Origin of the sequence: Cyclobacterium xiamenense (genome assembly GCF_009467825.1) — a bacterium.
Lineage (GTDB): Bacteria > Bacteroidota > Bacteroidia > Cytophagales > Cyclobacteriaceae > Cyclobacterium > Cyclobacterium xiamenense.
Genome location: NZ_WIOK01000059.1, coordinates 1 through 12,007 on the forward strand (window position 1 = coordinate 1; position 12,007 = coordinate 12,007).

General features: G+C 42.3%; 10 protein-coding genes and 1 pseudogene. 1 reads left to right on the forward strand and 10 read right to left on the reverse strand.

Annotation, left to right across the window (positions count from 1 at the left end; translation table 11 throughout):
* Window positions 1-509: 509 nt before the first annotated feature.
* Window positions 510-671 carry a hypothetical protein gene (locus GCU44_RS23095; protein WP_162533413.1) on the reverse strand — a complete coding sequence of 54 codons (162 nt, stop codon included), beginning with the start codon at window positions 669-671 and terminating at the stop codon, window positions 510-512.
* 231 nt (window positions 672-902) lie between these two features.
* On the opposite strand from GCU44_RS23095, the gene GCU44_RS22580 reads away from it, so the two are divergent.
* Window positions 903-1,667 (forward strand): hypothetical protein, encoded by a 765-nt coding sequence (locus GCU44_RS22580; protein WP_154859659.1) that lies wholly within the window; start codon window positions 903-905, stop codon window positions 1,665-1,667.
* Between the two features lie 497 nt (window positions 1,668-2,164).
* Here GCU44_RS22580 and GCU44_RS22585 read toward each other — a convergent pair whose 3' ends face one another.
* The 9 genes and pseudogenes from GCU44_RS22585 to GCU44_RS23440 all read right to left on the reverse strand — a co-directional run.
* Window positions 2,165-3,310, reverse strand: a complete 1,146-nt coding sequence (locus tag GCU44_RS22585) for a Wadjet anti-phage system protein JetD domain-containing protein (RefSeq protein ID WP_154859660.1) — start codon at window positions 3,308-3,310, stop codon at window positions 2,165-2,167.
* A 3-nt stretch (window positions 3,311-3,313) separates the two neighbouring features.
* Window positions 3,314-6,724 carry an ATP-binding protein gene (locus tag GCU44_RS22590; RefSeq protein ID WP_154859661.1) on the reverse strand — a complete coding sequence of 1,137 codons (3,411 nt, stop codon included), beginning with the start codon at window positions 6,722-6,724 and terminating at the stop codon, window positions 3,314-3,316.
* Window positions 6,705-7,295: a DUF4194 domain-containing protein gene (locus GCU44_RS22595; RefSeq protein ID WP_154859662.1), complete on the reverse strand. Its 591-nt coding sequence runs from the start codon at window positions 7,293-7,295 to the stop codon at window positions 6,705-6,707. Before GCU44_RS22595 ends, GCU44_RS22590 begins: the two co-directional genes overlap by 20 nt.
* Before the next feature lie 3 nt (window positions 7,296-7,298).
* Window positions 7,299-8,780, reverse strand: a complete 1,482-nt coding sequence (locus GCU44_RS22600; protein WP_154859663.1) for a DUF3375 domain-containing protein — start codon at window positions 8,778-8,780, stop codon at window positions 7,299-7,301.
* 70 nt (window positions 8,781-8,850) lie between these two features.
* Window positions 8,851-9,651 (reverse strand): hypothetical protein, encoded by an 801-nt coding sequence (locus tag GCU44_RS22605; protein ID WP_154859664.1) that lies wholly within the window; start codon window positions 9,649-9,651, stop codon window positions 8,851-8,853.
* Window positions 9,652-9,663: 12 nt separating this feature from the next.
* Complete coding sequence (locus GCU44_RS22610) at window positions 9,664-10,455, reverse strand: nucleotidyl transferase AbiEii/AbiGii toxin family protein (RefSeq protein WP_154859665.1); 792 nt, start codon at window positions 10,453-10,455, stop codon at window positions 9,664-9,666.
* Entirely contained in the window at window positions 10,452-11,303 is an 852-nt protein-coding gene (locus GCU44_RS22615; protein ID WP_206670874.1) for a type IV toxin-antitoxin system AbiEi family antitoxin domain-containing protein, read from the reverse strand. Before GCU44_RS22615 ends, GCU44_RS22610 begins: the two co-directional genes overlap by 4 nt.
* Window positions 11,304-11,633: 330 nt before the next feature.
* A complete protein-coding gene (locus tag GCU44_RS22620) occupies window positions 11,634-11,807 on the reverse strand; it encodes a hypothetical protein (protein WP_154859666.1) in 174 nt (57 codons plus the stop codon).
* Window positions 11,808-11,909: 102 nt separating this feature from the next.
* Window positions 11,910-12,007 (reverse strand): annotated as a pseudogene (locus GCU44_RS23440) (GTP-binding protein); the annotation flags it as partial.

Here is a 12,007-nt window from a genome sequence, read left to right on the forward strand (position 1 = left end):
TATGGATGGAATAATAAATAGCCACCAACACAGCGCAAGGGTTTTCAAATGCCTCATCTCATTTTTTGAGTGAAAGGTAGGTATTTTGGCCCGTTTATGCGGCATTTTCAGGAGACGGGTTTATCAATCAGCGCTGTTTGATTTTACAGGGCTGGACCAGGTAGTTTTCTAAAAAAGGTGGATTTCCCGCTCTCTACGCAAAGAAAGGGGCATAAAAAAACCTGCCAAAAAAAGGCAGGCTCTATAGCTTTGTGTCGGGGTGGCAGGATTACAACCATCCAACGCAAATCTTTATTTATCAGTAAGGTACAAGAACCAATTTCAGCGGGTTCACCTTTCAGTTCTCAATTTATTCGAACTGGTTTGAGTGCATTTGGTGAACTCCGAAACCTCTGTAAATATACAAAAAAGCCTACGATTTGGGTTCAAATCGTGGCAAAAAGTGCTAAAATTTATTGGCAAAGAGTTATAGATTTTAGTGCCGTTTGACTGGCCTTCATCTGGCAAGATCAATCGGTGATGTAACGCTCAACAATGGCCGGTGCAAGGCCGGTGAAGTCGCAAAATTCATCTATGCTGATGAACTGATGCGGTTCTTTGGAAAGCTCCTCCCTGATCTTGTTTAGGAGCTTTCTTCCGTGACGCTCGTTCTTGCCCGTGATTCGCTGCACGTCTTTTGGATAGATACAGGCTCTTTTGTTTCAATCATACTTTATCTATGCTTCATCTATGCTTTTGGTGTACTGTAAATATATTGGAAATGCCATTGGCAGTTCATTTTGAACCAATCGGAATAAACGGTATCCAATGTTCCTATGCGGAACCTGTCTTTTGTCTTCCCTCCTGATTTATCTGATTTTCGGTGAGTTGCAACGAAGCAACAAATCAAAATTTCAAATGATATGGCAAGACAAGCTGGGATTATCAAGTTGAAGGGCAATGTCGGTGACATGTCCTTATACAAAACTAGAGATGGCTACCTAGCCCGTGAAAATGGCGGGGTGGACAAGGAACGGATCCAGAACGATCCGGCTTTTCAGCGTACCCGTGAAAATGGTGCTGAGTTTGGCCGTGCCGGTGCACTCGGACGGACTTTGAGAACGGCCTTCAGGCCGCTTCTTCTACGAACCTCTGACAGCCGGTTGACCTCCAGGCTGACCAGGGAAATGGTGAAAGTTATCAAAGCGGATGCAACCAGTGCCCGGGGAGAACGCAACGTTCTCGATGGCGAACTGGAACTTCTACGGGGCTTTGAGTTCAATGCAAATGGCCGCCTGGGAGCTACCATGTATGCGCCATTTAATGCTAGCATTGACCGGGCTACTGGCGAAGCTGTGGTTAATGTGCCGGGCTTTGTGCCCCAAAATACCATCGCCGCTCCCCAGGGAGCTACACACCTGAAATTTGTCTCTGCTGGTGCGGAAATTGATTTTGAAGCGGATGATTTCACCTTGGTGACTTCTGAGAGCGGTGAGATTGCGATCGGCCCACAGACCGAAGTGGCTGTTAACTTGACAAATGCTTTGCCCGCTAACAGTACTAAACCGCTATTGTTGGCTTTAGGTGTAGAGTTCTACCAGGAAGTGCACGCGAGCTTTTACCCGTTGAAAAACGGGGCTTACAACTCCCTGGCGTTCGTGGCTATTGATGGTATTCCTGCTGCATAACAAACCTAATCCTGTTTCGGATGGAATTGATTCTAACAAGAAACGCAGCCCGCAGAGACCCGCAGGCGAGTAAAAACACTGGCAGCCGGTGGATTTTTAGCTATGCCACAAAGGGACGACTGGCAGGGCTAAAAAGACAGAGTAGGCTGCCGTTGGATGACAACCGAGTTGCAAGCAGCATGACAGGCTCGTAGCCGCCAGTTGGCGGAGGAGACCTGTAAGGCAACACAGCTTATTTTTTGACCTTAGAAAATAGACCCTTTCAAAAAATGGGCTGTGGTGGCCTGGCATGATGCTTTGCCGAGGGCGGAAGACGAACACCGCTTTTCCTGCGTGGGGGTTTGAGCGTTGGGAAAAGCAAGTGTGGCACGGTATGGAGTGTAGTGCAACGGAACGGAATAACGGGCTACTCTTGCTGTGCTGGAAGCTTGTAAGTGCAGCGAAGCGGAACGAACAGGCTGGAGGCACAAGGGCGTGGAGAGTTGATGTGAGATTCACTAGTAGTTAATAATCATCTCCAAGCGGTCTTGAACAAGGTTCTGGTGAATCCGCTCTTGTTCTAATCGATAACTATTTTTTAAAAGGAACTCATATACTTCAAATTCTTCTTCAGTAAGGTAGGATGGCCACTCCGTATTTGTTGTTGCGCCCGGCACAATAAAGTCCATATAATTCTCAACAACATTAAACTCCATCAAAAAGGATTTGGTTTGCGAAAAATACGACCGCAGTTGAGAAAGCATTTGAAATCCATGGACATCCAAATCACTCCAATAATATATTTCCTTTTCCTGAAGCCATTCGGTATTCTTCAAAGATTCAATGGCGAAACCCTTGCCCCAAATTGCTATCGAAAAGGGTGTTTTGGGGAAGGTTAGAAAATTCATCTTGTTTTCAACAATGAAAACCCTTGAACAATTGATAGTATTCCTTGTGAATTGCTCAATCGGAACGGTTAGGTCATCATAGTATCTGATATGCCAACAATCCTGATCCAGTGAACGAAATCTGACAAGAGGCTGATCGTATTTTAGATGGAATCGCTTTTCAAAATCACTTTCGGATGGATTTACAATAGTTGGAATTAACTCATCCAACAGTAACCTTAAAATACCTTTGTTTTCTTCAATGAACTTAGTGTGAACGGAAATGGGCAATTCTCTTATATAGTATTTGTCGGGCTCGAAGTTTTGGAGAAACCATTGGCAAACTTTAAGTAGGCCGGACCAAATATCCGAGTTATCGATAATAGCCTTTGGATTTTCTATCAGCCATAATTCGAGCTGAGGGAGTTCGGACTTGACGAAGCTGAAATTTTCCATCATCAAACGATACTCCTTTTCCTTATTGAGGAATTTTAAGTAATCTGACGAGCTCTCAAAAGTGATGGATTTAGGTATATCCTGAGTACCATGCTGCCGGGTTTTAACAGGTTCTGATATCACCGAATAACCAAATCCTTTTCTGTCCTTTGAAGCACTAAAGACCTCCGCAATTTCCTTACTCATCTGGATAAAATCCTTTGAAAGTGCTTTATTGGATCGTATGACAAGGGGAAAACAGTTTTCACCTATCAGTGAAGACTGAAGCACCCCCAGGTATTTCGCCTCAGACTTTTTCCGTATTTCACCAGCCGTTATCATACCCTACAATGCCGATTGTAAATATTGCTCTCTTTCCTCCTGAAGCTGTTTGATAGGCATATCATATACCACCGAGTGCCGGTTGTCCTTTCTCTGCACAAAATGCACTCTGGCAATGTACGGCTCCACAATGGCCACTTCTTCCGCTTTGGCCGGAGATACTACCATCACTTGGAGGTGAAGTTGTTTACAAAGCTCCATCAGGAATTGGGCTTTTTCATCATCTTGTTTGCTAAAAGCTTCATCTACACAAATAAACCGGAATGAATTGGTATTGAGACCCTCGCTATGGATACCGAATTGATAGGCTATGGCAGAACCCAGAATCGTGTAGGTTAGCTGAGCCCCTTCACCTCCTGATAGCTTGGCAGTTCCTGTAAAACTTCTAAAAACCTTTGTTGGGTCCTCTCTATGGTGCGCAACTGCTTTGAATTTTAACCAATTTCGAACATCCAATACTTCTTTCCTGAGATTTTCATCCTCTGTCAAGCCGTCAAGAAGGGATCTGATCTTATTAAAGCTTTCTTCTAATATCCGGTCATCCTTTGAGCGCTCAAACTCTACCAGATTGGGTTTCCACTCATTGAGAAGAAACCTAAATTCTTTCACTTTTGGAGAGTAGTCTTTTTCTACATGTAGTTTGATGAAGGTAGGAGGATTACTATTGAAATTGATCTTTTCTAACGACTTATTCAAAGTCTCGATGTTTTCCTCAATATCCTCCTCCTGCCTTTCGAGCCGTGTTTGGAAGTCAGACATCTTGGTAATCATTTCTTCATTTAGATATTTCTTGAATTGTTGCTTGTATTCAGCCAATTCTTCCTTTTCTATCCTCTCCAATAAAGCAACGTACTCATCAATAAACTCGGCACTATCACTAAGCCGGTGGGTGTCTGAATTCCAATCGCTGAACTTTTCTACGATCTCCTTATCCGGATTCTTGAAGAGTCTCATCAGGCCTTCAGCGGCACTTTCGATTTTGCGAATATCATCCCTTAGTCGTTCGATATCCTGATTGATTCCACCAATGATTTTACTTCTGACTTTTTCTATTGAGTCAATGTCACACTCAAGCTCTGCCATAAAGTGTTCTTCGAAAGCAACTAATTTTTCACTTGTTTCATGATCAGTATAACGGTCAATTACCTCCCTGGCCTCTCTCAATTTTTGCTGTTGAATATCTAATTGTGAATCAATATGGTTGATCTCCTTCTCCATGTTTCTTATCACTTCCTGTTTGGCTTTTATTGTCTTAACGATCTCTTCTCTTTGTTTTTTAAGGGTGTTTACCCTGTCGTTGGTCTTTTCAAGCTCTTCTATTTTCAGCTTGTTCTCCTGGATTTCAGATGATAAAGACCACCAATCTATTTTTTTGAATGCCTTAAAATCAATGAAACGAGTTAGGTCTTCGGCTTCCCTGCGCACCCTTGTCTGATGTGCTTTTATTGCTTTCAACCTGTTATCAATTGTATTGATCTTATCGTTTAGCTGGGCTGCTTCCTCTTTTAAGACGGCTATTTTCTCTTTATTGTCCCATCCGAGAACATACTGCTGGCGGCTCCTAACTTCCGGTCGGTCGTCTTTTTCATGTCGGCCGGCATTTTTGGTTAGCCCCTCTCTGGTTATTGCCTTTTCTGCCAAGCGGAACGATTCAAGGTCATCGACACATAAATAATTGAACTTTGAACTGATCTCATTCTTAATCCACTCAGTGTATTCGGATGTTTTGAAGTCCAACTTGCTGGTCAACTCCTTTTCATCCTGCTGTTGGAAGATGCGAGGGGCTACTTCTTTTTTGTTGAATTTATGATAGATGATCCTGCCTCTTAAATCATGCTCTTTGACATACTGGTTGACTTGCTGATAATATTTTTCAGGGACTATAAGCCTTAGTGCGAAATTGTGAAGTAATCGCTCGATGGCCGGCTCCCATTCCCGGGCTTCCTCCCGAACTTTTAGGAGTTCACCGATAAATGGAATTTCCTTTTCAGTTGCTTCGATGGCTTCAAGGGTTTCACTTCTAATTCGTGCTGGATGACCAGTGATATTGTTCTTTTGCGATCTTAGTACACTCAGTTCATTAGAAAGATTGTCAAACTTTGCTCTTGCTTCCTCTAATTCTTTCCGGGTTTGAAAAAGCTCCTCATCATTCTGCTCCAATACTTCAGCAGTCTTTTTCTTTTTATCCAAAGCGAGCTTTCTTTGATCATCGAATAGTTCTTTTGTTTGAGGGCTGGTCTGATATTCCAGATTTTCGGCCAATTGATTATAAAGATTCAGTTCTTTTTCCCTATCTGACTTTTCTAGTTCGAACCGCTTATTGTCCCTTTCTAAATCACGGATTTGCCGACCGACTTCATCAGATTCAATTTGTACATCAAGCTTTACCCGGTTATGATCCAATTCTTCAACCTCATTGGTCAATATCTCAAGTTTTCCTTCATTTTCTTGTCTTTGCTCATTTATGGAGGCCATGAATTCCTGAATTAAAGTTTCTTGCTTTTTGGCAAACCATAAAGGGGCTGTCTGTTTGAAACTTTCTTTATGGATCAAGTCTGCTTTCAGTGTAGTTAACCCGATGGATTTATCCCTGATTGGGGTTAGCAGTTCGATTTGCTTATGGGCTTTTTCAATAGCCCGGTGTGCATCGTTGAGTGTTTTGAAATAACTTTTGATCTTCTGAAACTCCTCTTCTGACTCCCGTTCTTCCAGCATTTGAAGCCGGACAAATTCGTCCAGGTTACCCAATACTTTGAGTCCAATGGTTTTATTGAAAAGCGTTTGGGCTTTCTCTGATCTCATTCCAAATGCCTTGCGCATCCATCGGCCATATTCGCCAGGGCTATCGGTAAATAATAGAAATTCTTTGGTTCCTTGCTTGGGATATTTTTGCTTCAATCTCTTTTTCCATTCCCCATTACTATCAAAAGGCATAAAGTCATCTTTTATGGAAAGCTTCTTAAAAGCGATAACAAAGTTTCGCTTCAACTCACTTCCCGAGAACCACCGGGCCTGAGCCAGCGTGACGAATTGGGATTCATTTTGAAAGACGGCTACTAATACCGATTGCGCCTTTGATTTGTCCCCTCTTAGCTTTTTTACTTCTCGTGTGTTGGTATCTGAGTTTTCTGTTTCCCCAAATTCGCCCAGTAAATAGGTCTCTTCAGTTCGCTCACCTTTTTCACCTGCGGTCTGATTGTAAGCTCGTGCCCTGCGCTCAGGTAGTAACAGGGTCAGAAGACCATCCACCAAAGTTGTTTTTCCAGAACCATTGCCTCCGGTAAGCAGGGAGGTTTCTCCTCCTGGCTCGATGGAGAAAATGTCTTTGTCAAACGTCCCCCAGTTCCACACTTCAAAAGTATGGAGACGAAAGCCGGATTGGCTCGGTTTAGTGCTAAACAGACTTAAGTTCATTTTCCAATTGTTGTTTAAACTTTGACAGTTCGTCTGTTGTAACCCTGGCTTTCAGGATCCGCTTCACTTCATATCTGTATTCATCCTGAGATGTTGTGTCCTTATGGACCAATTTCAAAAATCCCATATCCACACACTGATCTAGGTGGCGATTGAGTTCTTTGATGAACTTTAGTTCATTGGTTTTCTCTTTGAAAAACATCTCCATCCGATCCCTGAATTCTTTGGGAGTAATGTACAAATTGGCTGTTTCCAGATCGCTCGATTCAAATTCGAGCAGCCATTCTCTTAGCAACACACAAACCAAGGTGAGGTCGTAAGTCAGTGGGATTCTCCGAATTAACCCAATAGTGATTCCTGATTCTTCGAGTTCGATCTGTTTCAGATAGGCGTACCCATCTCTTTTGTCAATTACCACCTCAAGAGCAATGCTTTCAAAGTATTGAATTAATTCGACCTGGTATTGTAGCACTTCACTCCAAACATCTTGCTGATCTTCAAAAACAGGGCCTTGTAGAAGCTTCACAGCTGACTTGGCGTAAGGAGCAATATTTCGATTATGGTGTTCCATAGGCTATCTGGTAAAAATTATTTGCGGCAAGTCAAGGTACTTTCCTTCCGTTAAGTTGAACAGAATGGTTTCCCGAACATTCTCATTGATGAAAAATTTGTTGTTTACATTTACAAGAGTGACGTAAGCCAACAGCTCTGCCAGACCCTTATTAAGCCCTTTTTCTTTCACTACTTCCTGAAGAGAAACCTGCGATCTTGACTGCAGCAAGTCGTGTATGTTGGCCAGTAATTGCGGCTTGTCAATCAAGTCGGCATTGTAAATTTTTGATAAATCCTCTAGGTCTTCCAATGCAAGTTGAGCCTGCTCTGCCTTCGTAACAAATGAATTGTTTTCCGGCCTTTCCCCAAGCTTGCGCTCCAAGGGGAGGTAGATTTCAGGGTTGCCCTGTATGTCGAGATAATAGTCTTTAGATGTGGAGCGATTGACCAATTGGATGGCAAGCTGGCGGATTCCTGACATAAGTTCTTTTGCTTTTCGTGATTCTAATTGCTCTTTAGCTACTATCTCCCTACTGAGTTTATCAGCAAGCACCCCGTTTTTATCCAGCACTTTACGAGCGGCCATATGCAGAAGTGTTTTCAGTTTTCGCAATGAGCGGGAGGAAATCTCGATACCACGATCTTCCAGCACATCGTATACTCCCTTGGTTAGCTTTTGAAAATCCGATTGGCTTACATCGTCCAACATGAATTGCCAAAAGGCATAAAAGCTTTTGCCCTGATCAGTACTGCGGAGTTCATACAGCGCATCGAAGGTTTCTGATAAAAGCTTTCCTTTGGAGAGTTCGGTTTGTTGCTGTCGCTCGTAAATCTTGCGGGTGATTTCCTTAAAGTTGTCTTCCACTTCCTTGAAATCCCCGATTAATTCATTGGCCAAACGGTTTACCTCTTCATACCGGGACTTGACCTGGTAATCTTCATAAGTGTTCACATAGCCATCAATCTTGATTTTTCGGATTTCTTCCTCTATCGCCCGCTTTTTTCTCTCCAGTTCGGCTAACCTCTTTTCCTTGTCGGGGTTGGCATTTTCTATGATATCCCTGAGTTTGGTGAAAATGTCCTTGAACTTGGATTCTGTCCCAACAAATTCACGATCCTTCAATAACTCAAATACCTGAAAAGCCCTTTCCACATGCTTGGACAAAAAGACCAAAGGCTCCTTTCGGGCATCATCCATCATGTTGCGGAGGTAATTGGCGTCTATCCAGCGATCGATGTAAAGTTTTGCCTTTTCATCAAAAGCCAGAATAAGCCTGTCGGATTTGACCTCATCGTCTTCGTCCCTGTATTCGATTTCGTCCAGAAAGTCAGCGAGTCTTTGTACCAAATGCTGGTATGGGATAGAAATTTGTTCACCTACCTTGTATTCCCGATACAAGAAAGAGATGATCAAAGGCAGATTTCTGGCCCTTAGAAGTTTCAAGGTTACTGCCGAATCTACCAGTGAGCGAACTTTTAATATGGAGGTGAGGGAGTCAAGCATGTTACATAATGTAATTATTTGAAGTCATACCATTGGTTTAAATCCGTATTCAAATCAGTAAAAGTGTCAATCAATTTATCATAAGCAATGTTGATGGCTTCAGAATTTCAAATTTTTCCAAATGAGACTTGAACAGTTCATCGGAATTATTCTTCCTATGTGCATCTAATTTCAGTAAATCGTTCAAAGCAAATACTGAGGGAATTATTTGCACCAAGCCTTTTTCCGTAAGTATCTGTAAGATTGTAGCGTTATCATCTTTAGGGTGCAAGAACTCTTCGTGAGAAATCTTGAGATAATTTAATATCAGATCAATCAATTTCAGACTTCCCCAATCAGGGTTGGCTATTTCATAGAGATTGAGATCCTCAACTATTTTCTTTAGTGTCTTTTTTCCACTATCAAAACCTTCATTTATTACTCTGGCAAGGTCTTTACACCTTATGAGAAAATCGTAACCGGAAAAATTATTGTAGCTAACATGATGCGTTACTGGTTTCACAACTTCAAGGTCATAAATGGTATAATTATCCAGAGAAGATTGATCAAAAGGAACTAGTGATTCAGGAATGACGTCAAACGAAACTGTTCTACTTAGCAAGTCGGAAAGCATACGTACAAAAAGCATGTATTTTCTTATGGGCCTTTGACTCTTTTCAGCAATACTGATGTCAGTATAATCAACTTGTTCCTTATGAATTGCAAAACTTTTCCAGTGCTGGATTTCTTCACAAGGAGTCCCCTCATAGAGCTTTTTCAGGTCTACTTTAATAGCATTACGTCCTTCTCTTTTGCAATGAGTAACAGCCCATTGATTGCCCGGTTTATAGAATAATATATCGTTAATGAGATCCTTAATAACCTTTTCCATTCTAATCTATAATTATAACCTCACAGCCAAACCTTCAAACAACCACTCAAAAGCCTCCTCCTGATTGTATTTCAGATTCGGGCTAAGAAGTCCCTGCATATCTCCTGAGAACTGAGCTGATTTTTTCTTTAGCTCCATATTGATCAGGAATTCTTTTTGAGTAGGTGGTTTGTCCACTACGAAATTCATGTACTCATGGTAGCAGTGGATGATCCTGTCAAAATCCAGCTTTGCGTGTTGATTGGCATAATAGAGATCGAACAGGTCTCTTCCTTTCTTGCGTTGGTACAACGCTCTGAGCTTGGTGCCCAAGAGCTCGTTCAGGTGGTAAGTGGTAATCTCACATTGCCCTGTGAACCATTCGCTATTTACAGAGAAAGGGAAGGAATTCCACCCAAGTAAATTAAAATGCTCCCGGCAATTGATCTCAATCTTTAATCTCAATCGGATGTCAGGTGAATATTCTGAGTTGAAGCGGTACAATAGCGTATTATTATTGGCTTTGACTTTTACCACTCTCTCCTCCTCAAAAAAAGTGATCACTTCGTCTATTCGTTTTAAAATGGGTTTGATTGGCCCTTCCTTGATTTGTACCAGGTCAATGTCTTCTGAATATCGAGGTGCCGGGTTCAGGTAGAGTTTGTGCAATGCAGTACCTCCACGGAATGCAAGGTTTTCGCTAAGGTATTCATCCGAAAAAAGTGCTATCAGTGCTCTGGATATGATCAGGTCTTGCTCGACTTGTTCATTGGTTTGCCAGGGTACCACTTGGCTCCATTCGGTGATATAGGCTTGCGGGATCATTCGTCTATATCAATTTCAGTATTTACAATGATGTTCCACCTGTTGGCTGAGGAAAAGCCAAGGGTTTCTTCTTCCCCATCCAACGGTATTCGGTTAAATCTTACATTGGCCTTTTGACTTGCTTCAAATAGCTTGTCTGCATATTGTTGGTTTTCAAGAACAATGTCCAGTATATAGCCCAGCCGTTGTATAGATGACGCAGAACTTAGTTTTATCAGCTCGTGATTGATTCTTTCTATCTGGAATGCTTCGGTTAGCTCGTTCAATATCGTCCCAATTCTATTCAGTCCCCCTACATGCTTTTCATATCGAAATAAATCTAATGCGGTAAGCTCCGGTGAGGACACTTTGATATAACCGGTCTCGGTTTTTTTCTGATCGAGGTATTTATCCGGAATAATGCTTTTGGTTATGTAATTGATTTTTATACTCTTTTTGTGGGTTGACCGCATGGCCGGTGATGTGGTGATGACATAAAATTCCTGTGGCTGCTGGTGGGCTGCCCCATGCATGGCTGCTGCACTAAGCAAACCGACATAATACGATCTTTCCAGGTATTTCATCAAACCATCAATAAATAGCTGAGGGGGTAAGACTCCCCTTGAAGCATACTGAGCAGGTATGATGAGGTAGTATCCTTTATGAATGGAAAGGATAGCTCCTTTTTTTGATAGCCTGTCCAATGAACGTTTGATGGCAATCTCCGAATGCCCATGAAGCTCCTTTTTAAGTTGGGCTAGGGAAAAGGACATTTTCCCCCTGGAGAGTAACCCGTTTATCCAGGCTTCCAGGCTAAGAGACTCTCTGTTTGCCTTCATCTTAGAAAATAATTTTGCAAAAAGTACCACTATTAGGTGCTTTATGCAAATAAAATCGCTTAAAGATTTGCTCGTGAGACAAGGGCGTTAAGAACAGGACATGAAAACCTGCACATGTACCTCGATGGGACATGTGCACACCCTCTTATCTTTAGCCTCCTGATCAAACGCTATACCATTCATCATCTCCCTTAATCTACTCCTTACCCGGTTGCCATAACAGCTTTCTATTTCACTTGCTGAAAGGTTGGTGGTGGCGTGGGTGAGCATGTGCCGGCTGATGAACATGTCGTAGTTACTGAGGAGGATTTCGGCCATCACATTTGTTTCGTTTCCATAATAGTTGATTCTACACGTAAATCATCGAAGCAATAGGTTTTTGGGGTCAGTCCTGCACCTGTTTGCTGGAAGGCTGTTTTGGAGTATTTTATTAATGACGGCATAGCCATTCTGGATGAACCCCAGGGTGATGTCACGAGTGGACTTGATGATGTATTGCTCTTTGGGAGCCGGCATGAATTTTAAAATGGTCATCAGGGAGGTTTTTACACAGCCGACCGGGCCGGAGTATTCCGCAGAGTCATATCTTAAGATTCTAAATAGTGTTTAGTATCAGGCTATGATTCTTGTAGTCCCTTCCCGCAGGGTGCAACAAATGCATCCATTGCTCATTTCCACCAGTTTTTCGTCGGTTCGGGAAAGGCTGATTTCATTCGTTACCAGTTGACTATCTA

Coding starts and splice junctions, on each gene's coding strand:
- GCU44_RS22580 (WP_154859659.1), top strand. CDS start 903: ATGGCAAGACAAGCTGGGATTATCAAGTTGAAGGGCAATGTCGGTGAC.
- GCU44_RS22620 (WP_154859666.1), bottom strand. CDS start 11,807: ATGACCATTTTAAAATTCATGCCGGCTCCCAAAGAGCAATACATCATC.
- GCU44_RS22585 (WP_154859660.1), bottom strand. CDS start 3,310: ATGATAACGGCTGGTGAAATACGGAAAAAGTCTGAGGCGAAATACCTG.
- GCU44_RS22595 (WP_154859662.1), bottom strand. CDS start 7,295: ATGGAACACCATAATCGAAATATTGCTCCTTACGCCAAGTCAGCTGTG.
- GCU44_RS22610 (WP_154859665.1), bottom strand. CDS start 10,455: ATGATCCCGCAAGCCTATATCACCGAATGGAGCCAAGTGGTACCCTGG.
- GCU44_RS22590 (WP_154859661.1), bottom strand. CDS start 6,724: ATGAACTTAAGTCTGTTTAGCACTAAACCGAGCCAATCCGGCTTTCGT.
- GCU44_RS22605 (WP_154859664.1), bottom strand. CDS start 9,651: ATGGAAAAGGTTATTAAGGATCTCATTAACGATATATTATTCTATAAA.
- GCU44_RS22600 (WP_154859663.1), bottom strand. CDS start 8,780: ATGCTTGACTCCCTCACCTCCATATTAAAAGTTCGCTCACTGGTAGAT.